This window comes from Paraburkholderia nodosa (genome assembly GCF_001718195.1).
Taxonomy (GTDB): Bacteria; Pseudomonadota; Gammaproteobacteria; order Burkholderiales; family Burkholderiaceae; genus Paraburkholderia; species Paraburkholderia nodosa_A.
Genome location: NZ_MCNV01000010.1, coordinates 130,304 through 155,395 on the forward strand (window position 1 = coordinate 130,304; position 25,092 = coordinate 155,395).

The following is a 25,092-nucleotide window of genomic DNA, read 5'->3' on the forward strand; positions in this document are numbered from 1 at the left end:
TTCTGCGCCGCTTGCCGTCAATAGAAAATTGGCGAAAATAGACCATAATCTATACATTTATGTATAGCCTGCGATCTGAATTGGGGACGAAGTATGGCCGACAAGGAACCGAACTGGGAGTGGTACCGGAGCTTTCTGCAGGTCCTGGAAAGCGGCTCGCTCTCGGCGGCCGCCCGCACGTTGGGCATCACGCAGCCGACCGTCGGCCGCCACATCGAAAGTCTGGAGGCGGCGCTTGGACTCACGCTGTTTACGCGCTCGTCCGATGGGTTCTCGCCAACCGAGGCGGCCAATGAACTGCGGCCGTACGCGGTCGGCCTTGCGATGACGACGGCCGCCTTGCGCCGCGCGGCGAGCGGTCACGGCTCGGGCGTGCGCGGGACCGTGCGGCTGACGGCGAGCGAAGTCATCGGCGTCGAGGTCTTGCCGCCGATCCTGGCGGCGCTGCGCCACCAATATCCCGAGCTGAGGATCGAACTCGTGCTGTCAAACAGGGCGGACGACCTCCTGCGTCGTGAAGCGGACATTGCGATACGCATGTTCCGGCCAGTGCAGGAGGCGCTGATCGCCAAACGTGTTGGCGCGATCGACGTCGGGCTGCATGCCCACGAACGATATCTGGCGCTTCATGGCGTGCCGAAGTCGATGAAAGAGCTGACACGCCATTCGGTCATCGGCTTCGATCACGAGAACGCGTTCATTCGTTCGGTTCAGCCCAGGTTCGCAGCCTACAGCCGTCATAACTTTGCATTTCGCGCCGACAGCGATCTTGCCCAGTTGGCCGCGATACGCGCTGGTTTCGGCATCGGCGGGTGCCAGTCGCCGTTGGCGGCAAGAGACCCGAAGCTGGTGCGCGTTCTGCGCGACGAGTTCTCGCTGAGCCTGGATACGTGGGTCGCCATGCATGAGGATCTGCGCACGAGCGCGCGTTGCACGGTAACTTTTGCGGCGCTGGCGTCGGGGCTTAGTGCTTACATAGAAGGCGCGTAACGATCGCCTCAGCGCGGCGCGCGGCCTGCCCGCGCATACGAAGCGAGCATGGTCGCGAGTTCCTGTGCGGCAGGCGTGAGCGGCACGGCCGCGCGCTGCAGCAAACAGACCTGCTGCGCCGCGGGCCGTTCGGCGATCCTGATGCGCGCGAGCCGTTTGGCAAACGGGCCGCGCGTGGCGACCACCGACGACTCCAGCGCGAGGCAATCCGTTTCGCTGACCCAATGCAGCGTTTCGAAGAGCCCCTCCACCGTCGCGACGATGCGCGGCGGCGGCAACCCGTGGTCGGTGAAGAACGTCGTGAGCCGGCTCGAAGCGAAGGCGTCCGCGATATTGGGCGAGCGCGTCGCGAGCCAGTCGCAGTGCGTGAGCGAGCGCAGCGTGCGCGCCCCCGCCTTCGGGTGGTCGCGGCGGCAGACGATCACCGGGTCCGACGGGTAAAGCTCCGTCACCGAGAGATCGGTCGTATCGGTCTGGTCGGAAACGAGTGCGAGCGCGAAATCGAGTGTGCCTTCGCGTATCCACGAGATCATCATGCGCGACGTGCCCGTGCGCAGACGCAGCGCCACGCGTGGAAACCGCGTGTTGTACTGCCCGAGCACGGGCACGAGCGCGTCCATGAGCGGTTCGGTCGTCAGGCCGAACGCCACTTCGCCCGCGTAATCGCCGCGCAGTTGCTGCGCCTCTTCGCTCGCGCGCTCGCACTCGCCGAGAATCGACGCCGCTCGTACCAGCATGCGCTGGCCGAGCACCGTGAGCGTCACGCCGCGATTCGTGCGTGTGAGCAGCGGGCCTCCCAGTTCGACTTCGAGATTCTGCAACTGCTGCGTCACGCCGCTTTGCGCCACGCCGAGCGCGCGCGACGCCGCCCGCACACTGCCACGCTGGGCGACGGCGACGAAGACGCGCAACTGGGAGAGCGTGAGACTCATGGGCGACGACTGGCTGTGATCGGTATGTGTGATCATGATAGACGAATTCGAGCTTTTCCCGAACGCAGCGTCGTCCTACCATCGGTCGGCAGGAGACCCCCACGTTCACTGATCGCTCATCATGAAAAAAATCCCGTCGATCCTTCTTTCGCTCGCGCTGGCCCTGAGCAGCAATGCCTTCGCGCGCGAGGGCGACATCGTGCGCCTCGGCATCGATCCGACCTATCCGCCCATGGACGCCAAGGCACCCGACGGCTCGCTCAAAGGCTTCGACGTCGATCTCGGCAACGAGATCTGCCGCCGGATTCACGCGCATTGCCAGTGGGTCGAGCTGGAGTTCTCGGGCATGATCCCGGCGCTGCAGGCGCGCAAGATCGACGCGATCATGTCGTCGATGGCGATCACCGCGAAGCGCGAGCAGCAAATTCTCTTCACATCGAAGCTGTTCCAGTTCAAGTCGCGGCTCGTCGCACGCAAGGGCGCCCCGTTCGGCGCCACCGTGCCGTCGCTGGCCGGCAAGTCGGTCGGGGTGCAGGCGGGCACGCAGTTCGAGACCTATGCGCTCGCGAACTGGGCGCCGGCGGGCGTGCACGTCGTCACCTACAAGAGCCAGGACGAAGTGTTCGCCGACCTCGTCAACGGGCGGCTCGATGCCGCGCTGCTGGGCTACGTCGAAGCGGATTACGGCTTCCTGCGCACGCCGCAGGGCAACGGTTTCGCGTTTGCCGGCGGCCCGATTTCGATGGGCGACCGCGGCACGGGCATCGGCATGCGCAAGGACGAAACGGTGCTGCAGGCGCAGATGAACGACGCGATCGCGTCCATGCTCAAGGACGGCACCTACGCGCAGATCGCGCATCGCTATTTCGACTTCGATCCGTACGGAAACTGAGCGGGAAACTGAGCGGCAACTGAGCCGCTGCACACATTTTTGAAACCGCATTGACTTCATGAACCAGCAAACGATTCCGCTCCTGAGGGCCACGCCGGGCACGCACCGCGAACTGACCAGCTTCCATTTCGGCCCCGCCGACGCGCCCCAGAAGGTCTATATCCAGGCGTCGCTGCACGCCGACGAAACGCCCGCCATGCTGACGGCCGTGCTGTTGCGCACGCAACTGGCGGAACTCGAGGCGCAAGGCGCGCTCGCCGCGCAGGTAGTGCTCGTGCCGCTCGCCAATCCCGTGGGCCTGAACCAGCACGTGCTCGGCCAGTTCATCGGCCGGTTCGATCTCGCGAGCGGCAAGAACTTCAACCGCCATTTCCACGCGTTTCCCAAGCTGCTCGCGCGCGCGAAAGAGACGCTCGGCGCGGACAGCGACCGCAACCGCGAACTGATCCGGCAACTGATGCGCGAAGCACTGGACGCGCAAGAGCCGCTCACGGAATTCGATTCGCTCCAGTTGGCGCTGCTGCGGCTCTCGCACGACGCCGATCTCATCATCGACCTGCATTGCTCGCTCGAGGCGGTCATGCACGTGTACACGAGCGAGGCCGGCTGGCCCGATGTCGAGCCGCTGGCCCGCTACCTCGGCTCGCGCGCGCAACTGCTCGCCACCGACTCGGGCGCGCAGGCGTTCGACGAGGCGCATAGCCTGCTGTGGTGGCAACTGCGCCAACAGATGCCGGCCACGCAGCCCGTGCCCGCCGGACCCACCGCGGTGACGATCGAGTGCCGCGGTCAGCGCGATGTGTCGTGGGAAACCGCGCAGCAGGACGCCGACGCGCTGATCGACTATCTGCGCTGGCGCGGTGCGCTCACCGGCGGCGACGTGAAGCCGCTGCCGGAGCTGCTGATGCCGGCCACGCCGCTCGCCGGCAGCGCGCAATGCTATGCGCCGTGCAGCGGTATTCTCGTGCACCGCGCGAAAATCGGCGACTGGATCCGCGAAAACGACCCGCTCTTCGATATCGTCGATCCGATGACGGGGGCAACGACGACGGTGAAGAGCACCGCGGAAGGCGTTTTCTATATGCGCAGGGCGATTCGCTTCGTCACGGCCGGCGCGCCGCTCGGTCGCGTGACGGGCACGCGTCCGATACGCAGCGGCGTGCTGCTGGGGGCTTGAGGGAAGGGTGTCGCGTCAGGCGTGCCGCGCTTTGTCCATCGGCACGATCACGCGCACCCAGAGCCCGCCCTCGGGATGATTGCCGATCTTGAGCTTCGCGTTGCACAGGCGCGCGAGGCGCCGGACGATCGACAGGCCCATGCCCCAATGCGAGTCGAGGCGAAGGCTCGCCGCGCGCGAGGCGGGCAACGGCGACGCCGGCGCGCCGCCCTCGGGCAGACTCGCCGCTACGCCTTCGCCGTGGTCCCGCACGCTCAAGGTCCACGAGCGCGGCCCGCGCGCCGTGCAGATCTCGATGGGCGGTTTGCCGTGCGCGTGCGCGTTGCCCACGAGATTGTCGACGAGGCGCACGAGCGCGGAGCGCGGCAGCGCAAACGCCTCGCCGGCGTCCAGTCGCAGCACGATGCTCGCGTCCGCGTTCGCGCCATAGACGAAGCGGTCCTTCAGATACGCGTCCACGTTCACGGGCGCATGATTCACGCCGCCCTGGCCGGCCGTGCCGACGAACTGCCGCGCGAGATCCTGGAAGAGATCGATGTCCTCGACGAGGGCCACGCGCAAGTTCCAGCGCGTGACGTTCATCGCATAGGCGCGCAACCGCGCCACCCGCGATTCAGTCTGCCGCAGGAAAGCGGCGAAGGTAGCCGACTGGTCTTCGACTGCGCCGGTGCGGCGGCACAACAGATCGCCGATCGCGCGGGCAAGCCCATGCAGCTTGCGCGGGCAGTCCACGAGCGCGAGCGCGGGTGCCGGGCCGCTTGCGCTCGTCGCGGCGCGCAGGGTGGCGATCATGGCGAGCAGATCGTGGCGCACCGTCCGCAGCCACCAGGCGCGCAGCGCGAACAGCAACACCCCGAGCGCCAGCATGAGCGCCGCGAATCGCGCATCGAACCAGCGGGCGGCCATCTTCAGGCGCGTGAAGCCAGACGAACAGGCTTCGCGCAGATAGGAGGCGTTCGACGCCGTCCCGGCATGCGGCGCCCAGATGGCATCGCGCAGATGAGGCGTTACCTCGGCGCCGAGATTGACGATGTCCGGTTTGATCGACACTAGCGGCGCGATCCCACGGACGCTCGCACCTTGTGCGGCCAGTTCCAGTTCCAGTTCGGCGTCCTGCTGCTGGGCGACCTGCGTCGCGGAAGCCGGTTCGAATGCCGTGTCGCCGAAATCGAGCAGCGACTCTGCATCGAGATATCGAAAACCGACTTGCACCAGCATCAGCGACGCCATCCACAGCAGGAATATCCGGGCAAACACAACAATCACCTTTCTTTTTTTGACATCGAAGTTTGACTTGCGCCGGTCGGCGCACGTTTGAAATAGCCGCAAATCGGGCTATGACCGGCATTGTCCGCGAGGTGCGCGATCTTCTATTCGTGGAAAAGCACTGGAATTTGCGCCGTTTTTCCGCTTGAGCGATCCTGGTAGCCATGCAGTGCAGTATTTGGGAAGGAGGCGCACCCGTTGTTGCAGTCCATCGGACGGCGCACGGGGCCGTTTGTAGTTGGGGGTGGACGTGAGCCTTCGGAGTCCTTGATAAAATCGTCGGACACCCGAAAGCTCACGTATGCAGCATTTCGTCAGGCCGGGTGACGCAGCGTCCTGAAGGTCGCGCGAACTTCATCCGTGAACGCAGCGGGCTGCTCCCATGCTGCGAAATGACCGCCTTTCGGAAGGCGATTATAGTGAACCAGCCTGGGGTAGGCGTGTTCCGTCCAGCTCTTTGGCGCGGCGTAAATTTCATCCGGGAAGACACTCACGCCAACCGGCAGCTCCACATGTTTGGGCTCGAAAAAGTTGAGCTTGTTTTCCCAATACAGGCGCGCGGAGGAAACCGCGGTCTTCGTCAGCCAATAGAGCGTCACATTGTCGAGCACGTCATCTTTCGTCAGGCCTTCGGGCTGGCCTGCGAACACGCGCGCGATCATCGCCTGCCCGCTCGCGTCGTGGTCGAGCATCCATGCGGCGAGGCCGACTGGCGAATCCTGGATCGCGTAGAGCGTCTGTGGGCGGTTCGCCATTTCGAGGGCGTAGCCCAGACCATGCTTGTAAAAGTAATCGAGCTGGTCGTACGCGTGCTGCTCTTCCGGCGAGAGCCTGGCCGGGGGCGGCGTGCCGTCCTTGAGCGATTTGGCGACAGCGTCGGGCACGGTCGCTGGCATGTTGGTGTGAATGCCCACGAGTCCTGCCGGCTTGAGCAGCGCCAACTGCTCCGTCACGGCATTGCCCCAGTCGCCCCCTTGCGCGGCGTAGCGCTTGTAGCCGAGCCGATCCATCAGCACGACCCAGGCGCGAGCGACACGCTGGGGGTCCCAACCGGTTTTCGTCGGCTTACCCGAGAAACCGTAACCCGGAAGAGAAGGAATGACGACATGGAACGCATCGGATGCGCTCCCGCCATGCGCCGTTGGATTGGTCAACGGTTCGATGATTTTCAGCTGCTCGATGATCGAACCGGGCCAGCCGTGCGTGACGACGATCGGCAGCGCGTTCTCGTGCTTCGAGCGCACATGGATGAAGTGAATATCGAGCCCGTCGATTTCCGTGACGTATTGCGGCAGCGAGTTGAGCCGCGCTTCCACCTTGCGCCAGTCGTAGTCGTTGGCCCAGTAGCTGGCGAGCCGTTGCATGGTCGCGAGCTGCACGCCTTGCGAGGCGTCGTCGACCGTTTCGCGCTCGGGCCACTGCGTCGCGACGATGCGGCGCCGCAGGTCGGTCAGCGCCGCTTCCGGCGCATGCACGCGCAGCGGACGAATCGCAGACGGATCGCCGGCGGCAATCTGCGTGAGTCCGCCGGCCGACGGCTTCGATTCAGCGAAGGCGAAACGGCTCATTGCGGCGCCGGCAAGCGTGACGGCAGCGGCGCCGATGAAACGCCGGCGCGAAAGCGGGGTGGGACGAAGATCGTTTGACATATCAATTCCTGATGGTGACGTTGGATAATGGCGCGCAGGAAGCATTGGACGTGCGCATGCCTTTCCCCAACCGCGATATGGGTTGTAGTCCTAACTATTACTTATCGAAGCCGGCGCGCGGAAACTGTGCACGTCGCTGCGACGGCTATTCGGTGTCGAGTGAACGAATCAGATTGGCACGCAGGTTCACGATCGCCCTTTGCAGTTTCATGAATTCGTCGTGGCCCAGCCCCGTCGCGTCGGTGAGATCCGCGATTTTCAGGCTCTTTTCGCGCAGCTTCCGGCCGCTCGCGGTCAGGCTGACTCGCACCTGACGCTCATCTTCCGGATCGCGCCGCCGCTGCACATACCCCATCGCTTCGAGCTTTTTCAGCATCGGTGTCAGCGTGTTCGATTCGAGAAAGAGCTTCTCGCCCAGGCCGCTCACCGTCTGGTTGTCCTGCTCCCAGAGCGCGATGATCGCGATGTACTGCGGATAGGTCAGCCCGAGTTCGTCCAGGATCGGCTTGTATGCCTTGCCGAATGCCAGATTGGTCGAGTAGACCGCGAAGCAAAGGTAGTCTGCGAGCGGCGCGGGCGTGGCGCCCTGCGCCGGGTGGTCCGTCGATTTCATGGTCATCCTCTTCGGGCAAAGGGCCTCAATGGCTCGCAAACTTGAATAAATCGCTTGCGATTATATCGTAGGCCGAAACCGGTTCCGCCGCACATCGCCATTGCGATGCCCGGCGAAACAGCCACGACGCCGTGGCGCAATCAATGGTGGGCGAAGAGGCTGTTTCGCTCCATCGAGACGCGGCTGCCCGCACCCGAGGTGGCGTCGGCCATGCCGCCGTAAGCCGTCGCTGCGGTGCCGCTTTCGGCGCGCTCGGCCGCGAGCGTTTGCACGCTCTGGCCGCGTTGCGATGCCGGTGCGCCGACTTCGGGCCGATAGGACGGGGCCGGGCCGTAGCCGCTGGCGAATGCGGGGGCGGCTGCGCCGACAGAAAGGGCGATGAGGAGCTTGGCGATGAATTGGGTCTTCATGATGGGATCTCGCTAGGTAAATGTGAATTGCAGTGAATTTGGGTGAAAGCGTGAATTGCGGTTGCCGGTTATGCGGTGACGACAGTGAGGCTCACGTCGATGTTGCCGTGCACGGCCTTCGAGTACGGGCAGATCTGATGGGCGCTGCGCGCGATGGCCTCGGCCACGTTTTGCTCGACGCCCGGCAGCGTGACCGTGAAGTGCGCGCCCAGGAACCAGGCGGCGCCGGTCTGGCCGATATCGACCCGAATGTCCACCGAGGCGTCCGCCGGCAGGGCGACTTTCTTCAGCGAGGCCGCGATGGCGAGCGCGGAGATGTAGCAGGCGGACCATGCGCCGGCGAACAGCTGCTCGGCGCGCGGGTGCGGTTCGCTCGCGACGATGTCGAGGGTTTCGCCGCTCGAAGACGACAGGTGGAGGTCGACCACGCCGAATTCGCCGCGTTGGGCCGCGGGGTCGTGATTGAAGGTGGTGTGGGTGTTGCCCGAGAACAGCACTTTGTCGATCGTTGCCATGTTGCGCTCCTTGATGGAATTCAGGGGTTGGTCATATGCGTCGCGTAAGATCGAATCGCATGCGATGCATAATGGACAAGAAATTTCCCCGTGTCAAGCGCATAAGATTAAATCGCATACGATTTATATGGGGCTGTTTCGGAGGGAGCAGTCAGTCGTGACGACGTTCACGAACGTTGCAGCGGGAATTTGGGATCGAGCCCTTTTGTTTCCGGCACTCGCGGGAGTGCCGGGACGTCGGCCCGAGCCGCCTGGGGCGTTCGCGAGCGTTACGCAGCCAATTCGATGGCCGGCTCGCACACGATGGGGAAGTTCACAGAATTGGCGATATAGCACTGCTCGTGCGCTGCGTGATGCAGCCGCTCGGCGAGGCTGCGGTTGTCGCTCGCGCGGATCGTGACGCGCGGGCGCAGCACGATCTTCGTGAAGGCGCCGCGCTGCGGCGTATCGGCCATCATGCCTTCGGCCTCGTCTTCATAGGCGAGCACGGCGATGCCCGCCTCGGCACACAGGTGCAGATACCAGAGCTTGTGGCACGCGCAAGCCGAGGCCACCAGCAGATCTTCCGGATTCCAGCGCGAAGCGTCGCCGCGAAAGGCCGGATCCGACGAGCCCGGAATGTCCGGCTTGCCGTTCGCGCGGATCACGTGATCGCGGTCGTAGTCGCGATAACCCGAGGTGCCGCTGCCGCGATTGCCCGTCCATTGCACCGAAACTCGGTAGGTGTGTTCGCCATGCGTCATGCTGACTCTCCGTTCGATCGAAAAGGGGATACGCCATTATGACCGCATTCGGCATTTTGGTATACCATTATGCCGAACTGGCCTGAAAGCGAACCGGGCACTAACCGGGCATGACACGCATGGAAACAAAATTCGACTCCACGGCGGACGCGGTTGCGTCCGGGTTGCGCGACCTGATCGTCAGCGGTGAACTGGGCAGCGGCGAGCGCCTTGTCGAGCGCGATCTCGCGGAGCGTTTCGAGGTGAGCCGCATTCCGTTGCGCGAAGCGATCCAGCGGCTCGCGCGCGAGGGGCTCGTCGAGATTTTCCGCAATCGCGGCGCGGTCGTGCGCATGCTCACGGTGCAGGACGTGGAGGAGATCTACGGCCTGCGCGCGCTGCTCGAAGGCGACGCGGTCTTTCGCGGGGTCAAGCGCATCGACGACGAAACGCTTGCACGCGCGGAACTCGTTCACCGGCTGCTGGGCGAAGCAGTCACCACGCAGAAGCAGGGCGAACTCAACCGTGAATTTCACGAACTGATTTACGGCGCCTGCGGCAACGCCAGGCAACTGGCGGCGATACGCGAACTGCGCGCTCAGGTGGAGCGCTATGAGCGGCTGCAAAATACGCTCCTTGCCGATACACCCTCGTTTCAGCACGAACACGAGGCCATCCTGGAAGCGTGCCTCGCGCGCAACGCACGCGGCGCGCGCGCCTTGACCGTGGCGCATATCGACTCGGCACGACGCATCGTGCTCGCCGTGGTGGAGCGTATGGCCGAGCAAGGCTAGCGCGCATACACCACTGCATTCACAACCATCGCGCCGGTTTTTACGAGATTTTTTCTTGTGGCCCTTACCGGGCAACCCTAGACTGGAGGCATCGAAACGACTGGAGACGCCATGTCGATCTCGCGTGCAACCCAGCGCCCGCAAGAGCAGATCAGCTCCGTGCAGCCCGGCCTCGGCCGGCTCGTGCTGAGGCGCTTCGATCCACGCCACGACTCATGGGAAGCGCTGACGGGTCTGCTGCATCGCGCGTTTTCGCGGCTCGCGTCGCTTGGATTGCACTGCTCATGTGCCGATCAGGCGGCGAGCCTCACGCGTGAACGCGCGCTGGCTGGAGATTGTTTCGTCGCTGTCTGCAATGGCAGGATCATCGGCACGCTCACGGTGGAAGGTCACGATAGCCATTCGCAGTGCGAACATTATCGCCAGCGCAGTGTGGCTTCGGTCCATCAGTTCGGCATCGAGCCAAAATGGCAAAGCCGCGGTATCGGCCGCGCGCTGCTTGCTTTCGCGGGGCGTTGGGCGGCTGCGCGCGGCTACACGCAGCTCGCGCTCGACACGCCGTTTCCCGCCGACCACCTCATCGCGTTCTATCGCGCACAAGGCTTCAGTCTCGTCGATGTCGTGCGTTTTGCCGGCCGTGGCTACGACAGCGCCGTGCTCAGCAAGGCGGCTGCGGCACGGTGCGGCGGCGTGGCAGTCCCGCACTCGCCTGGCGGGTTGCCGCACGCCGCGTCGCCGGGTCCGTTCGCCTGAGCGTGCGCCACGCTCACGTCTCGCGCGTGCGCGCCGCTTCACGCTCCAGGTAGCGCAGGAATTCGTCAGCGGGCATGGCCTTCGCATAGAGCCAGCCCTGAGCGAACTGCACGCCGCGCTCGCGCAGATATTGCGCTTGCGCCTCGGTTTCCACCCCCTCGGCGACCATCAGCAGGTCGAGGCTGCGCGCCATTTCGATGATGTGCGGCACGATCTTGTTCATTTCCTCGCCGCTCGCCAGCGAGAGGAGGAACGAGCGGTCGATCTTGATGCCATCCACGGGCAATGCCTGCAGATACGAGAGACTCGAATATCCCGTGCCGAAATCGTCGATGAAGATGCGGTGGCCGGCTGCGCGAAACGCTTCGAGAACGGGTGCGGAGCTGGCCGTATCCATGAGCGTGCGCTCAATCGCTTCGAACCAGATTTGTTCGGGGCGCACGCCATATTTCGCGAGGCTCGCCTTGAGGGTTTGGAGCACGCGTGTGTCGGCGAGATCCTTGCCGGCAAGATTGAGCGAGACGTGCAGATCGCGGCGACGCGCGAGCATCGCGCCTACGCCCTCGAACACGGACCGTATGACCTGATCGGTGATGGGCTCGATGAGATCGAGCGACTCCGCCATCGGAATGAACGTGTCGGGCGCGACAAGGGTGCCGTCTTCGAGCTTCCAGCGCACGAGCGCTTCGGCGCCGACGCAGCGCCCGCTCTCCAGCGAGACGAGCGGCTGCAGCCACGCCACGAACTGGCGCCGACGGATGCCCTGCAGCATCGCGTTGCGCGGCGTGCGCAGCGTGCGGCGCCAGCGCAGGACGAGCCACGTGCCGATGGCGCTCAGGACGAGCGCGGGCGGTAGCAGCGTTCTGAGCTGCGCCGGCACGTCGCGGCGCATGCGGTCCTCGGGCTCGTATGCGACCACCGCAATGGGATAACGGCTCGAGCGCTCGACGACGTAATAGCGGCCTTCGAAATACGGGCTGCCGGTGCGCTGGAGCGCGGCGCGTACGAGGGCGTCGTCCGTGTGCGGCCAGCTTGAAATCACGGCGCCGTGCTGCGTTTCGAGCACGGTGAGCTTGATGGTGTCGTCGAGCGGCACGATGTCGAGGTAGAAGCGCGGATCGATCACCACGACGTGGTTGCCCAGGCGCACGTTGAGCATCTGCCGCTCGTTGCCGCGCTTGCCGACTTCGGTATGCCAGGCGGTGAAGCCGCCTGCATAGGTCCATTCGGGCGGCGGCAACGCGATGTCGACAGCGCCGTGCAGCGAACTGCAGCGCAGCCGCATGTCATGGGTCGAGGCGACTTCGCGAATGTATCGAAACTGCTCCTCGACCTGCCGCAGGCGCTGCATGTGGTCGTTCGTGCACGGCGTGTCGGGGTACGACATGAGCTGGCGCAGCGCGGAGTCGGCTTCGGAGGTGACCAGTTCGGCGCGCAGCAGCGCGCGATTCGAAAAGACGTCCACCTGTTGGCGCTGCTGGCGTTCGTTGACGGCGTCCGACGCATACACTGCCGCCGTGAGCGTTGCCAGGACGGCGAACGCCACGACACAATAGGTCGTCAGGGCGGTGAGTCGGCTGCTCATGGCGTACGGTCGGGCTCCGGCGTCGCGGACGAAGGCGACGCGCGGCCTTCGTCGATCGCCGCTGCCGATGGTAGCGTCTTTCCGCTGGCGGCGACGCGCTGCTGTCCGGCGCGCAAGCGCAATCGCAGTGGCCGACGGGGTTCCGGCTCATGCGTGGCGCATGAATGCGGCCACCGGGATCGGCAAACCCACGTCAGGCACGCGCTGGATCGATCGATCGGGAATCCTCTGCAACGACGCGATTGCGGCCGCCTGTCTTCGCGGTATAGAGCCGCCGGTCGGCGACCTGCATGAGCGCTTCATAGTGGGCGGGGCAGTCGGCGGGACTGGCCGCCACCCCAATCGAGACGGTGAATGCAATCGCATCCGGGTTCACGGCTTCGCCCGGCACACTGGCGCCATGCGCCGAGTCTGCCGCGTGCGCTTCGACCGCCCGGCGGATGCGCTCGGCAACGCTCGCGGCCGTCGTGAGATCGGCGCCGGGAAGCAGCGCCGCGAATTCCTCGCCGCCCACGCGCGCAGGCATTTCCGCGCTGCGCAGGTTGTTGCGCAGGATGTCCGCGAAGATCACCAGCACGCGGTCGCCGGCCGCGTGGCCGAAGCGGTCGTTCACGCGCTTGAAGTAGTCGATATCGAGCATCAGCATCGCCACGGCGGGCGCCGCCGTTTCAGCGCCCTCGCGGGCGGCGCGTTCCAGTGTTTCGTCGAATACTTCCTGGAAGCGCCGGCGGTTCGCGAGGCCGGTGAGCGGATCGCTGCGCGCGAGCGTTTCAAGCCGCGTACTCGCTTCGACGTACTGGCCGAATATGTGCTTGACGATGCGCAGCGTGCCGACGAGCAGCACCGCGATCGCCAGCCAGGCGACGATCAGCGGGCTGTTGAACACGCGGCGCGCTGCTGCGAGCGTGAGTTCTGAGTCGTCCGTGTCCGTGAGCAGGATCCAGTGCGTATCGCCCACGTGCTGGAACAGCAGATACCGGCCCGAGTGCACGGCGTAGCCCTTGCCGCGCTTTAACCAGGCCGCCGCCGACGCTCGCGCGACGTCGAGCAGATACGGATCGAAGCGCGCGGGACGCTGCGCCGTGATCTCGCCATTGACGAAGTAGACAAGGTCGCCGTTACTGTTCAGCAGGCCGAACTCGGCAGGCGCCTCGTCGTCGGTCAGGTTCGAGGTGGCGAGCTGAAGCGCGAGCAGGCGCGAGGGTGCGACGTCCATCACCACGGCGCCGCGAAACTGTCCGTTCGTGTAGACGGGCGCGCTGAGCGTGGCGATCGCCTCGCTCTTTTTCGATTCCGTATAGATCGGAGTCCAGACGATATCGCGTCCCCGATTCTGGCCGGTGGCATGCAGGCGGTAGTAGGGCATGGTGCTGAAGCGCCGCAACAGGTCGGGCGCGTGCGCGTCCGGGCGCTCGGGCGAGAGCACGTACAGGCCGTTGGCCGAGATATACGCGACCGTGCTTTGCACCGCGTCGGCGTGCTGGCTGATCGCGAGGAGCGGGCTGATCGAGCGCGCGAGCACGATGTCGGCGGGCAGTGCGGCGGCGTCGCGGTCAAACCCCTCGATTCCCGCGAGCCCTTGCGCATTGGTGCCGAAAACGCGCGGTCCATCCATCGCGCCGGGAGCCTCCCATTGCGGCCGGCCGCTGTCGCGCAGCGCGGCCTGCACCTTCGGATTCTGCAAGCCGGCGCGCTGCTGGCCCGGCGAAGCGAGCAGATGTTCCGCATAGTCGCGCAGGAACAGCAGGCGCCGGCGCTCTGCGGAAATCAGCGCGTCCACGCCTACGGCGCGCACCTCCAGGTCGCGCTGGCGGCTATGGAGGTCGTAGCGCGTCATCTGGTAGAGCTGGCGCAGGCCGACGCCGCTCACCAGCGCCATGGCCGCAAGAAAGCACACCGTCACCACGAGATGCGGGCGTTTCATGACTATGCTGGAGAAGCCGTGCGGCCGCGTGCGGCCTGGCGTGTGCTGCATGAAGCCCTCGGGGGACTGTGACTGGACGCGCGCGCATCGCATTGCAGCGTGGCCCGGCAGCGCGTTTGCGGACATCGCGATGAGCATAGCATCGCCTGTCAGAACCGCGCCGCATGCCGCCTCAGACGTCCCGGATCGCTCCGGGTGTCACTCAACCGCGCCAGGCCGAATGGCGGATCACGCTGCAGAAGTTGCCGGCATGGAAGTGCGGGTCCTTGTCGGCGAGCACGTCGGCCTTGACGTTGCCGAACGTCGTGGCGGGCTTGTGCTTGATGCCGTCATAGAAGGTCTGGATGATGTCCTCCTTGAAGTGCTCGCTGCGCGGGTGCGCGTGCACCACGGCCTCGCGTTCGGTGTCGCTGAAGCGGTCGTAGGCAATGCCGAGCACGTCCATCTCGACGCCGGCCGTCACGAGCGCGATCACCGGATGCATGTGCTGCGGGATGCCCGGCGTCGTATGCAGCGCGATGGCGGTCCACACGAGGTCGATGTCCTGCTGCGAGATGCCATGGCCGCGCAGGAAGTCGCGCGCGGCATTCGCGCCGTCTACTTCGAAGCGCTCGTGCTCGCTGCTGTGCGCGTGCGTGAGGCCCATGTCATGAAACATTGCGCCGGCGTACAGCAGTTCGCGATCGAACTTCAGGCCGAGCCGGCGGCCGGCCAGCGCGCCGAAGTAATAGACGCGGCTCGAATGATGGAACAGCAGCGGCGATTCGGTGTCGCGCACGAGTTCGGTGATTTCGCGGGCGAGCTTGCTGTCGGGGATGGCGACATCGGCGAGGGTCGGGGTCATCTGGATGCTCCGTCGGGGTGGGTGATGAGCTCTATTCTGGGCGGCGCCAGGGTTGTCCTCAATCGACGGATGCCGTGGTTTTCTGCCAATTCGACCGAAATTGGGCCATCGCGGATTCGCGGCGCATAGCGGCGGTGCCGATAGCGGCAAAATTTCGCCGCAATCCGGGATTAGCGGCGATAATCGGCAAAATCGATTCGATCGGCGCGCATTTCATGCGCCTTGCATCGGGCGGCGAGATCCGGCCCGCGAATCGCACATTGGGCGCACGGGGAACGCTGCAGGGAACGCGCCGCGCCAACCAGGTCGGTAAGAACAAGAACCCACGCGACAGACTATGTACTCGATCCTGCCAGCGTTCGTGTCCGCGTTATTTCTCGGATTCGGCGTCTACGTGCTCCTGACCGAGGGCTTCACGCGCCTCTCGGTGCCGTTCGCCCTGATGTGCGCGACCACGTTCTTCTGGCAGGGCACCTGGGCCTTTCTGTTCCAGACGTCCGCCCCCGAACTGTCCGGCGTGCTCGTGAAGGTCGGATACTTTTTCATCCTCTTTCTGCCTACCACGTTCTATCACTTCGTGACGGAAGTGAGCGCCCGGCGCGGCGAACGCCCGCTCCTCATCGCCTCGTATCTGCTCAGCGTGCTGCTCGCGGCGCTGCTGCTGTTGAGCGATTCCGTCGTGGACGGCTACGGCACGTTCTTCTTCGGCAAGTATCCGAAGGCGGGCATGCTGCATCCCGTGCACGTGGCGCAGACCGTGCTGCTCGCGTGCCGCAGCGCTTGGCTGCTGTACGCCGCGCGCGGTCAGACGCACGCGCACGATCGCCGCAAGCTGCTCGACCTGTGCTTCGTGAGTCTCGGCCTGTACACACTCGCCGCCACCGATTACGCCGTCAATTACGGGCTCGCGTTCTATCCCGTGGGCGCGGTGTTCATCGCGATCAGCCTTGGCATTCTCGCGGTCACGATTGTGCGTTTCGGCCTCATGCGCCCGTACCTCATCGCGGCTACGGTGGCGCACGAAGTCGCCACGCCGCTCGCGGCCATCGGCATGCATGCGGAGGAAATCGGCAACGTGTTGCCCGAACTCATGCGCGGTTATCAGCTGGCCGTGCAGCACCAGTTGTGCGTGGACGGACTCTATCCCGGTCAGTCGGAGCGCCTTTCCTCGCTCGCCACCTCGATACGCCGCCAGGTGGACAGCACGAGCACCGTGGTCGAAATGTCGCTGGCTTCGTTCACGCTCGACCGGCTCGACCGCCGCAGCTTCGAGACCTACCCGGTGCGCTCCTGCGTGAATGCCGCGCTCGAGCGCTTTCCATTCCGCACTGGCGAGCGCGACATGGTCGAGGTGGCACCCATCGACGCACAACTGAGTTTCTCGGGCTCGGATTCGCTCGTCGTGTTCGTGCTGTTCAATCTGCTCAAGAACGCGCTCTTCGCGATTCACGCGGAAATGGCCGAACGAAGCGACAGGGTGAGCGATTACGTGGGCCGCGTGGAGATCAGTGCAACGAGCGAAGCGGGCTTTTGCGTGCTGCGCTTTACCGACAACGGTTGCGGCATTCCCGCCGATATCCTGCCGCGCGTGTTCGATCCGTTTTATTCGACCAAGGCGCACGGGCGCGGGGCCGGCATGGGCCTCACATTCTGCCGCCGCGTGGCGGAGGCGCTGGGCGGCACGATCGCCTGCGAGTCCGAGCCGCACGTGTACACCACCTTCACGATCCGCCTGCCCGAGCCCGGCACGAGCGCCGACCGCGCGCTGCACGATGCGCCGGCGAAACCCCGCCGCTTTCCGGCGGGGCAGGATTTCGCGGGCTAGTTCAGGTAGCCGGGTTCAATCCGCTCAGTTCGAACCCGAAGGCAGGACCAGCTCGTATTCCTTCACGCGCTCGATGATGCCGGGCGGAAAGCGGCGAATGCGCTTATCGGTGCCGGCAAAGAGGATCTGCTGATAGCCGAGCGAAACGGGCCGCCCGTCCACGCAAAAGCGGAACACGAGATACGCGGAGCACTGACGCACCTGGAAGGTGTTGAGGTAGCAATCCACGCGCTGGAACGGAAAGGTTTCCTGCACGTATTCCTGGTGTGCGCGCTTGGTGACGAACACGCCCCCCGAGGCGAGCAGATTGTTGTGAATGCACTCGTGAAACCAGCGTTCGCGGCAAATGCCCTGCCATTCGAAATAACGGGCGAAATAGGTGTTCATGAATGCGTTCGAGTCCTTCAGGTAGATGTCGATGACGTGATGAAACGTTTTGGTCGGCGTAGCTTCCATGATTTCGTCGGAGAATCCGGCGGTGCCACGGGACAGGACGGCGGGAATGGATTCGCGTGCGTACATCAGAGTGACTCCAGATAGGGACTGCAGGCGGCAGCCGCGCGTGCCTCCGGAGAAACGGAGGCATGCACCATTCTCTTCGCGTTCCTCTTCATCCAATACCGTGCTCCCCACATACGCAAACCGCTTCATGCTCGCTGGGTGCGATAACGTTTGCGCGCGTTCGATTGAGCGCGCACCTGCGGCTTCGGGTTGCTGTGTCCAGGCGAGACGCCGCATAATCGACATGTTTTCCGCGCGGTGCCGCTCCAGGTGTCGGGCGCGCCGCATGAGGCGCAGCGCGCTTACCGAGATCCAGCATGAGTTCCATCGTCAGACAGCCGGTTTACCATCCCGTCTCCGTCGTTTTCCTCGACGACAGCCCCGACTTCCTCTACGCGCTGCGCGGGCTCTTTCCGGGCGCGGGCACGGATCGCTACTTCACGAGCGCAAGAGAAGCGCTGGCCTTCGTCGCTTCGCACGAGGCGCGGCAGAGTGCGCGCAACCCCGCTGCGGGCGCGGCATGGTCGGAGTTCGAGAAGCGCGGCGGCAACGCGCTCGGTGAGGACGTAATGACCGACGCGGCGCGCTTCGGCGATATCGCGGCGCTCGTCGTGGACTACGAAATGCCGGAGATGACCGGCGTCGACTTCCTGGCCGCCGCGAAGGACGTGGCGTGCACGCGCATCCTGCTCACGGCCACGGCCGACGAATCACACGCGGTGGAGGCGTTCAACGCGGGGCTGATCGACTTTTACGTGAAGAAGTCCGATCCGGCGATGACCCGCAAGCTGCGCGGCGCGATAGAAGACGCCAAGCGCAAGTTCTGCGCACGGCGCGGCCATATCGGCGTGCACGGCGTGGGCGCGATCTACGCGAACCGGCGCGTCGCCGACGTGCTGCACGAAGTCGCGCAGCGCGAGCGCATCGTCGAGTACTACTGGCGCCCCGAGCAGAACGCCGTGCTCACGTTCGACGCCGAAGGCAACGCCGGCGTGTTTCTCGCGTGGGACAGTCACGACTGGGCGGCACAATGCGATGTCGTGACCGACGAAGGCGGTCCCGAAGCGTTGCGCGAGGAAATGGCGGCGCGCCGCGTCATGCCGGTGTACTGGCCGAACGAGGCGTATCGGCCCGGCATGTCGCGCGTGGAGTTCGCCACGCCGCAGCCGGTGGCGGGACTCGACGACACGCATACGAGCTGGACCCGTATCGGCGATCCTGGACTTGCGCCCGGGTTGATCACGTTTGCCGCATGGCGGGCGGCGCAAGGCGCGCCCGGTGAGGGCGGGCGCCTTGCGTGATCACCTCGCGACCGACGATTAGAACGTTTCCCAGTCTGCCGCTTCGTGAGCGGCGGTGGCCACGGGGCTGGCCGATGCCGCCTTTGCTGTGACCGCGGGCGCTGCGTTGGCGGCCTTGCGGGCCGGCGTGGTTGCCGTGGCCTTCGCGGGCGCGGGGGCAGGGCGCTTGAGCGGTGCGGCGGGGCGCACGGCACGCGCGCGTTGAGCCGGAGCTGCAACCGTCGACGCAAGCGCAGACTCGGCCTGCGCCCCAACGCGGAATACCGTCACGACGTCGCGCAACCCGTTCGACTGCGCTGCCATCGACTGCGCCGCCGCCGATGCCTCTTCCACGAGCGCCGCGTTCTGCTGCGTCACTTCGTCCATCTGCGCGACGGCGCGGTTCACCTGCTCGATGCCGGTGTGCTGCTCTTCGGACGCCGCCGCGATTTCGCCCATCAGGTCGGCCACGCGGCGCGCCGAAATCACCACCTCGTCGATGGTCTTACCGGCTTCGTCGACGAGCTTCGTGCCTTCCGACACCTGCGCCACCGACTGTCCGATCAGGTCCTTGATCTCCTTGGCCGCCGTCGCGCTGCGCTGGGCGAGGCTGCGCACTTCGCCCGCCACGACGGCGAAGCCACGGCCCTGGTCGCCGGCGCGCGCCGCTTCCACCGCCGCGTTGAGCGCGAGGATGTTGGTCTGGAAGGCGATGCCGTCGATCACGCCGATGATCTGCTCCACGCGCTGCGAGCTGCTCGAAATCTCGTTCATCGTTTCGACCACGCGGCGCACGACTTCGCCGCCGCGCGCGGCGACTTCCGAGGCATTGACCGCGAGCGTGTTGCCCTGGCGCGCGTTGTCGGTGTTGTGCTTGACCGTGGTCGTGAGCTCTTCGATGCTGGCGGCCGTTTCCTCGAGCGACGCGGCTTGCTCTTCGGTACGCGAGGAAAGATCCAGGTTGCCCGCCGCGATTTCCTTGGCGCCCGTCGTGATCGATTCGGCCGAGGTCTGGATGCGCTGCACGGTGTCGACCAGTTGGCGCTGCATCTGCTGCATCGAATGAAGCAGGCTGTGCTGGTCGCCGGGCGCGAGATTCACGTGGGCCGTGAGATCGCCTTCGGCGATGCGCTGGCAGATCTGCGAGGCGTAGTCCGGCTCACCGCCAAGGCTGCGGCGAATCGTGCGGATGAGCCACATGAGGCCGAGCGTCACGGCCGCGCCGATCACCGTCACGAGCAAAAGGTTGCTGATCAGCGCGCTGCGGAAGGCGTCGTCGATGTCGTCGGTATAGATGCCGGTGAAGATGTGCCAGTCCCAGCCCGGTACGAGGGCGGAGTACGTGATCTTTTCGACCGGCGCGCTCTTGCCGGGCTTCGGCCACCAGTAGCTGCTGTAGCCGTCGCCGCCCGTGGACGAGCTTTTGACGATCTCGAGCGCCACATGCGTGCCGCGCGGGTCCGTCATGTTCGCCTGGCTCTTGCCTTCCATCTCCGGCTTGGGCGGCACGAGCAGCGCCACGGCGTTGCTGTCGTAAATGCCGAAGTAGCCGCTCTGGTCGTCGCCGTAGCGCGTGCCGCGCAGCGTGGCGATGGCGAGGCGCTTCGCGTCGTCGGCGCTCATGTGGCCCGCGGCCGCTTCTTTCTGATAGTACGAGACCACACCCAGTGCGGTTTGCGTCTCCTGCTCGACGAGGGCCTTGCGGTCCGTCACCATGCCCGAGCGCGTCATGAAGGCGTTGGCCACCACCAGCACGACGAGCGAGATCCATAGCAGCCCGACGATGCCCCAGGCTTTCTGATTCAACGTTGTTCGCTTCACGTTCGTTTTTCTCCAGCCGTCTTCGATTTGTATTCTCGCGGCAGTGCACACGTGCAGCGCCAACGTGTTTAACGGATGGTTTGGAGGGAACCTTAACGTTTGCGTATGGGATCTTTGCGCTGGGTGGGACTTGTCATGCTAATTCTTTCGTTAGGCTTTCGTTCCCGGCGCCGCCGTCGAAGCTCGCACGACCAGCCGCGGCGCCGGGACCACGCACACGCGCGCCACCGCGCCGGCGGCCGAATCGGGCGCTTCGACCAGTTCCGTCAGCAACTCGACGGCCAGTTCCGCCGCCTCGGTCGTTGCGACCGCAACGGTCGTGAGCGGCGGCCGCGACTCGCGCGCCAGCTGAATATCGGTAATGCCGACCACGGAAAGCTCGCGCGGCACGTCGAGCCCGAGATCGGCGGCGGCCTGCATGGCGCCGAGCGCGGGCAGGTCGTTGGTCGCGAAGATCGCGGTGAGGTCGGGATGCCGCGCGAGCAACTCGCTCGTGGCCGCATAACCGCCTTGCGTGGTGTCCGGCGCATAGCGTACGGGCGCGCCCGCACCGTCGAGGCCGGCGGCCTGCATGGCCGCGACGAAGCCGTCATAGCGTGCCGCGTGAATGCCGGAAACCTTGCTGCCGACGATCGCCCCAATGCGCCGATGCCCGAGCGTCAGCAAATGCTGCGCGGCAAGCTCCCCCGCGCGCCGGAAGTCCACGGCCACGCACGGCAGGCCCGGCGGGTCGAGCGGCCGCTCCCACATGCACAGCACGACCGGCGCGCCGCGCCGCACGGTGGCGCGCAGGTCGGCGAAGTCGAGATTGGCGTTCATCACGAGCACGCCCGCCGAGAGCGTGCCCGCAATCTGTTCGAGGTAGGCGCGGCCCGTTTGCGGGTCGCCATCCGTATTGCAGATGATGAGAAAGCGCCCGCTGCGCCGCAGCGCATTCTCCACGGCGAGCGCGAACTCCGGATAGAACGGATTCGCGATGCTCGACACCATCAGCGCAATGGTGGGCGGCCGCCCTTCGGCGAGCGCGCGGGCCGACAAATGCGGGCGATAGCCGAGCGCCTCGACCGCTTCGAGCACGCGTTGGCGCGTGGCTTCGCCCACGCGCCCGCGCTCGCGCAAGACGTTCGAGACGGTGGCCGGCGTGACGCCGGCGCGCCGCGCGACTTCGTTCAGGGTCGGCATGGGATCTCACATGTCCATCTCAAAATATGGGAAGGCGATTCAACATTTGCATGATTGTGACGGGCACTGCAACATTGGCCCGACAATCAAAGCGAATATCGGAGACAAGGCAGCCAGATCGCAGAAGCGATCGCTTTTTTATGGGCTGCTGATTAAGCGCTTAATCTCCGTGTCGCGCTGATTAGAACATGGAGACGGGACGATGGCGAGCATTTCGTTGCGCGGCGTTCAGAAGGCATACGGCGAGAATGCGCCGGTGATTCGCAACGTCGATCTGGAGATCGGCAGGAACGAGTTCTGTGTATTCCTCGGCCCTTCGGGCTGCGGCAAGTCCACGCTGCTGCGCATGATCGCGGGCCTGGAAGACGTCACCGACGGCGATATTTCGATCGGCGGCAAGCTCGTGAACGACGTGAGCGCCGCGCAGCGCGGCGTGGCCATGGTGTTCCAGAGCTACGCGCTGTTCCCGCACATGACCGTGTACGAGAACATGGCGTTCGGCCTCAAGCTCGCGAAAACGCCGAGGGCCGAGATCGATCGCAAGGTGCGCGAAGCCGCACGCATTCTTCAGCTCGAAGCGTTGCTCGAGCGTCACCCCAAGGCGCTTTCGGGCGGCCAGCGGCAGCGCGTGGCGATTGGCCGGGCGATCGTACGCGAGCCCGGCGTGTTCCTGTTCGACGAACCGCTTTCCAATCTCGATGCCACGTTGCGCGGCCAGACGCGTATCGAGATCGCGCGCCTGCATCGCCAGTTCGAGCAGGCGAGCGTGGTGTACGTGACGCACGACCAGATCGAGGCGATGACGCTCGCCGACAAGATCGTCCTGCTGCATAGCGGTAAGGATACCGAACGATACGGCAGCATCGCGCAAGTTGGCGCGCCGCTCGAGCTTTATCACCGGCCCGCGAGCCGCTTCGTGGCGGGCTTCATCGGCTCGCCGCGCATGAATTTTCTGCCGGCGCGCGTGGCGGCCATCGAGACGAACGGCGTGAGCGTCACGCTCGACGAAAGCGGCGAAACGGTGCGGCTGCCGGTGCAGGGTGCGCGGCTCGCCGTGGGCGCGCCGGTCACGTTCGGCGTGCGTCCTGAGCATCTCGAACTGGTGGTGGAGGGCGTGGCATCGCGCACCTCGCGCGATGCTCAGGATGCCTTGACGATTGCGCGTGCCATCACGCTGATCGAGGAGCTTGGCGAACACAGCTATGTGCACCTCGATCAGCCGGGTGAGGCGGTGCTCGTCGCCAAGGCGCCCGGCGATGCCCGGCTCAGTAGCGGCGACACCGCCCAGTTCCGTGCGAGCGCGAGCGCCTGCCATCTGTTCGCGGAAGACGGCTTCGCCGTTGCACCGCTCGCCACCGCCGATCAACCCGCATGAAAACAACAACCGAGGACACAGGGATGCGTCTTGGAGTCTGCTATTACCCTGAGCACTGGCCGGAGGCCATGTGGAAAGACGACGCCGCGCGCATGAAGGCGCTGGGCATCGCGCAGGTGCGTATCGCCGAATTCGCGTGGAGCCGCATCGAGCCCTCGCCGGGCGAATTCGACTGGGGCTGGCTCGATCGCGCGATCGACACGCTCGGTGCCGCCGGCCTGCAAGTGGTGATGTGCACGCCCACCGCCACGCCGCCCAAGTGGCTGATCGACCAGCATCCCGACATCCTGCCCGTGGGCGCCGATGGCCGCGTGCGCGGGTTCGGCTCGCGGCGGCACTACGATTTTTCGTCGCCGGCGTATTACGAGGCTTCGCGGCGCATCTGCGAGGCGGTCGCCGCGCGTTATGGCCAGCATCCCGCCGTCGCGTACTGGCAGACCGATAACGAGTACGGCTGCCATCAAACGGTGGTCAGCTACTCGACGGCGGCGGTGCAGCGCTTTCGCGAATGGCTCAAGGCGCGTTACGGCAGCATCGACGCGCTCAACACCGCCTGGGGCACCGTGTTCTGGAGCATGGAGTACCGCAGCTTCGACGAAATCGAGGCGCCCGTTGGCACCGTGACCGAGGCGCATCCGTCGCACCGGCTCGACTACCAGCGCTTCGCCTCCGATGAAGTGCAGCGCTACAACCGCATGCAGGTCGATATCCTGCGCGCGCATTCGCCGGGGCGGCCCATTGCACACAACTTCATGCAGCTCTTCATGGAGTTCGATCACTACAAGGTTGCAGCCGATCTCGACGTCGCGACGTGGGACAGCTATCCGCTCGGCGCGCTCGACCAGCAGTGGTACGCACCCGACGTGAAGGCGCGCTATCTGCGCACCGGGCACCCGGACTTCGCCTCGTTCAATCACGACGTGTATCGCGGCATGTCGAAGCTGCCGTTCTGGGTCATGGAGCAGCAGCCCGGCCCCGTGAACTGGGCCCACTGGAACCCCGCGCCGCTGCCCGGCATGGTGCGCCTCTGGAGCTGGGAAGCGTTCGCGCACGGCGCGGGCTGCGTGTCGTATTTCCGCTGGCGCCAGGCGCCGTTCGCGCAGGAGCAGATGCACGCGGGCCTGAATACGCCCGACAACCGCCCCGACCTCGCCAGTGCGGAAGCGGCGCGCGTGGCCGAGGAAATCGAGGCCGTGCTCGCGGTGACCAAGGGCGGCCGCGACTTCGACGTGAAAACGCCGGTTGCGCTCGTGCTCGATTACGAGGCGAAGTGGCTCTTCGAGATTCATCCGCAGGGCGCGGATTTCCACTATCCGCGCTTCGCTGTGGAGTACTACTCGGCGCTGCGCGCGCTCGGCTTCGACGTGGATATCGTTTCGGTGCACGCGCCGCTCGACGGCTACCGCCTCGTGGTCGTGCCGCCGCTGCCCGTCGTGCCCGACGACTTCGCGCAGCGCCTCGCCAGTTCGGGCGCGCAAGTGGTGATCGGGCCGCGCACGGGCTCGAAAACCGCGGATCTGCAAATTCCCGCCAACCTGCCGCCGGGGCCGCTCGCGGCGCTGCTGCCGCTGCGGGTGTGGCGCGTGGAGTCGCTGCGGCCCAACATCAGCGAGCCGGTGCGCTTCGACATGGATGGCGCGCACGAAGGCCACGCGCGCCACTGGCGCGATCTGATCGAACTCGGCGCCGATACCGGCGAAAACGAATGGGCCGTGCCGGAAGTGCGCGCGACGTTCAGCGACGGCCATCCCGCGTACGTGAGGAGCGGCGCGGTCCACTACCTCGCGAGCCTGTTCGACGAGGCGAGCACGCAGGCGCTCTTTGCGCGCGTGGCGCGCGAAGCGGGCCTCACGCCGCAGCCGCTTGGTGACGCGATCCGCGTGAGCCGGCGCGGCGGCTTCACCTGGGTGTTCAACTACGGGCCGGGCACGCACACCCTTTCTGCGGATATTCCCGACGATGCATACGTGATCGGCTCGCGTACGATAGAGCCGCAGGGCGTGAGCGCCTACCGTTCGCAATAGACGCAAATAGACGTATTG

22 protein-coding genes are annotated in these 25,092 nt (G+C 65.4%); 9 read left to right on the forward strand and 13 right to left on the reverse strand.

The genetic code is table 11. From position 1 onward, the window contains the following. Positions 1–93 precede the first annotated feature (93 nt). Positions 94–990: a LysR family transcriptional regulator gene (locus BFD71_RS19015; RefSeq protein WP_069265844.1), complete on the forward strand. Its 897-nt coding sequence runs from the start codon at positions 94–96 to the stop codon at positions 988–990. Between the two features lie 8 nt (positions 991–998). Here BFD71_RS19015 and BFD71_RS19020 read toward each other — a convergent pair whose 3' ends face one another. Further along, the gene (locus BFD71_RS19020; RefSeq protein ID WP_069265985.1) at positions 999–1,922 is read right to left on the reverse strand and encodes a LysR family transcriptional regulator; all 924 of its coding nucleotides are present in this window, start codon (positions 1,920–1,922) and stop codon (positions 999–1,001) included. Positions 1,923–2,043: 121 nt separating this feature from the next. On the opposite strand from BFD71_RS19020, the gene BFD71_RS19025 reads away from it, so the two are divergent. Together BFD71_RS19025 and BFD71_RS19030 are read left to right on the forward strand one after the other, a co-directional pair. Beyond that, complete coding sequence (locus BFD71_RS19025) at positions 2,044–2,814, forward strand: transporter substrate-binding domain-containing protein (RefSeq protein WP_069265845.1); 771 nt, start codon at positions 2,044–2,046, stop codon at positions 2,812–2,814. A 58-nt stretch (positions 2,815–2,872) separates the two neighbouring features. Continuing rightward, positions 2,873–3,991 (forward strand): succinylglutamate desuccinylase/aspartoacylase family protein, encoded by a 1,119-nt coding sequence (locus tag BFD71_RS19030; RefSeq protein ID WP_069265846.1) that lies wholly within the window; start codon positions 2,873–2,875, stop codon positions 3,989–3,991. 15 nt (positions 3,992–4,006) lie between these two features. On the opposite strand, the gene BFD71_RS19035 is transcribed toward BFD71_RS19030, so the two are convergent. From BFD71_RS19035 to BFD71_RS19060, 6 genes are all read right to left on the reverse strand, one after another. Further along, positions 4,007–5,248 (reverse strand): sensor histidine kinase, encoded by a 1,242-nt coding sequence (locus tag BFD71_RS19035; RefSeq protein WP_141710725.1) that lies wholly within the window; start codon positions 5,246–5,248, stop codon positions 4,007–4,009. Between the two features lie 323 nt (positions 5,249–5,571). Continuing rightward, positions 5,572–6,906 carry an epoxide hydrolase family protein gene (locus BFD71_RS19040; RefSeq protein WP_069265848.1) on the reverse strand — a complete coding sequence of 445 codons (1,335 nt, stop codon included), beginning with the start codon at positions 6,904–6,906 and terminating at the stop codon, positions 5,572–5,574. Positions 6,907–7,051: 145 nt separating this feature from the next. Further along, the gene (locus BFD71_RS19045) at positions 7,052–7,519 is read right to left on the reverse strand and encodes a MarR family winged helix-turn-helix transcriptional regulator (RefSeq protein ID WP_028202370.1); all 468 of its coding nucleotides are present in this window, start codon (positions 7,517–7,519) and stop codon (positions 7,052–7,054) included. A 140-nt stretch (positions 7,520–7,659) separates the two neighbouring features. Then, positions 7,660–7,929, reverse strand: coding sequence for a hypothetical protein (locus tag BFD71_RS19050; RefSeq protein ID WP_069265849.1), 270 nt, complete (start codon positions 7,927–7,929; stop codon positions 7,660–7,662). A gap of 68 nt (positions 7,930–7,997) precedes the next feature. Beyond that, positions 7,998–8,444: an Ohr family peroxiredoxin gene (locus BFD71_RS19055; protein WP_069265850.1), complete on the reverse strand. Its 447-nt coding sequence runs from the start codon at positions 8,442–8,444 to the stop codon at positions 7,998–8,000. Positions 8,445–8,713: 269 nt separating this feature from the next. Beyond that, on the reverse strand, positions 8,714–9,187 hold the full coding sequence (locus tag BFD71_RS19060) for an OsmC family protein (protein ID WP_069265851.1): 474 nt from the start codon (positions 9,185–9,187) through the stop codon (positions 8,714–8,716). A 119-nt stretch (positions 9,188–9,306) separates the two neighbouring features. Between BFD71_RS19060 and BFD71_RS19065 the strand changes: the two genes are divergently transcribed. Then, positions 9,307–9,960 carry a GntR family transcriptional regulator gene (locus BFD71_RS19065; protein ID WP_176732910.1) on the forward strand — a complete coding sequence of 218 codons (654 nt, stop codon included), beginning with the start codon at positions 9,307–9,309 and terminating at the stop codon, positions 9,958–9,960. Positions 9,961–10,071: 111 nt separating this feature from the next. Next, positions 10,072–10,713, forward strand: coding sequence for a GNAT family N-acetyltransferase (locus BFD71_RS19070; protein WP_069265853.1), 642 nt, complete (start codon positions 10,072–10,074; stop codon positions 10,711–10,713). A 13-nt stretch (positions 10,714–10,726) separates the two neighbouring features. Here the strand turns inward: BFD71_RS19070 and BFD71_RS19075 are convergent, their stop codons facing one another. The 3 genes from BFD71_RS19075 to BFD71_RS19085 form a co-directional block, all read right to left on the reverse strand. Beyond that, a complete protein-coding gene (locus BFD71_RS19075) occupies positions 10,727–12,298 on the reverse strand; it encodes an EAL domain-containing protein (RefSeq protein ID WP_083245335.1) in 1,572 nt (523 codons plus the stop codon). A gap of 193 nt (positions 12,299–12,491) precedes the next feature. After that, positions 12,492–14,222, reverse strand: a complete 1,731-nt coding sequence (locus tag BFD71_RS19080) for a diguanylate cyclase (RefSeq protein WP_176732911.1) — start codon at positions 14,220–14,222, stop codon at positions 12,492–12,494. Positions 14,223–14,424: 202 nt separating this feature from the next. Further along, on the reverse strand, positions 14,425–15,066 hold the full coding sequence (locus tag BFD71_RS19085; RefSeq protein WP_069265856.1) for an HD domain-containing protein: 642 nt from the start codon (positions 15,064–15,066) through the stop codon (positions 14,425–14,427). 337 nt (positions 15,067–15,403) lie between these two features. Here BFD71_RS19085 and BFD71_RS19090 point away from each other — a divergent pair, with 337 nt between their 5' ends. Then, on the forward strand, positions 15,404–16,891 hold the full coding sequence (locus BFD71_RS19090) for a sensor histidine kinase (RefSeq protein WP_069265857.1): 1,488 nt from the start codon (positions 15,404–15,406) through the stop codon (positions 16,889–16,891). 24 nt (positions 16,892–16,915) lie between these two features. Here the strand turns inward: BFD71_RS19090 and BFD71_RS19095 are convergent, their stop codons facing one another. Next, positions 16,916–17,413, reverse strand: a complete 498-nt coding sequence (locus tag BFD71_RS19095; protein ID WP_069265858.1) for an acyl-CoA thioesterase — start codon at positions 17,411–17,413, stop codon at positions 16,916–16,918. A gap of 296 nt (positions 17,414–17,709) precedes the next feature. Between BFD71_RS19095 and BFD71_RS19100 the strand changes: the two genes are divergently transcribed. After that, positions 17,710–18,693 (forward strand): response regulator, encoded by a 984-nt coding sequence (locus BFD71_RS19100; protein ID WP_069265859.1) that lies wholly within the window; start codon positions 17,710–17,712, stop codon positions 18,691–18,693. An 18-nt stretch (positions 18,694–18,711) separates the two neighbouring features. Here the strand turns inward: BFD71_RS19100 and BFD71_RS19105 are convergent, their stop codons facing one another. Further along, positions 18,712–20,478, reverse strand: a complete 1,767-nt coding sequence (locus BFD71_RS19105) for a methyl-accepting chemotaxis protein (protein WP_256094803.1) — start codon at positions 20,476–20,478, stop codon at positions 18,712–18,714. Between the two features lie 165 nt (positions 20,479–20,643). After that, positions 20,644–21,675 carry a LacI family DNA-binding transcriptional regulator gene (locus BFD71_RS19110; protein ID WP_069265861.1) on the reverse strand — a complete coding sequence of 344 codons (1,032 nt, stop codon included), beginning with the start codon at positions 21,673–21,675 and terminating at the stop codon, positions 20,644–20,646. A gap of 202 nt (positions 21,676–21,877) precedes the next feature. On the opposite strand from BFD71_RS19110, the gene BFD71_RS19115 reads away from it, so the two are divergent. Together BFD71_RS19115 and BFD71_RS19120 are read left to right on the forward strand one after the other, a co-directional pair. After that, positions 21,878–23,050, forward strand: a complete 1,173-nt coding sequence (locus tag BFD71_RS19115; protein ID WP_069265862.1) for an ABC transporter ATP-binding protein — start codon at positions 21,878–21,880, stop codon at positions 23,048–23,050. Positions 23,051–23,073: 23 nt separating this feature from the next. Next, positions 23,074–25,074: a beta-galactosidase gene (locus BFD71_RS19120; RefSeq protein WP_069265863.1), complete on the forward strand. Its 2,001-nt coding sequence runs from the start codon at positions 23,074–23,076 to the stop codon at positions 25,072–25,074. Positions 25,075–25,092: the final 18 nt, after the last annotated feature.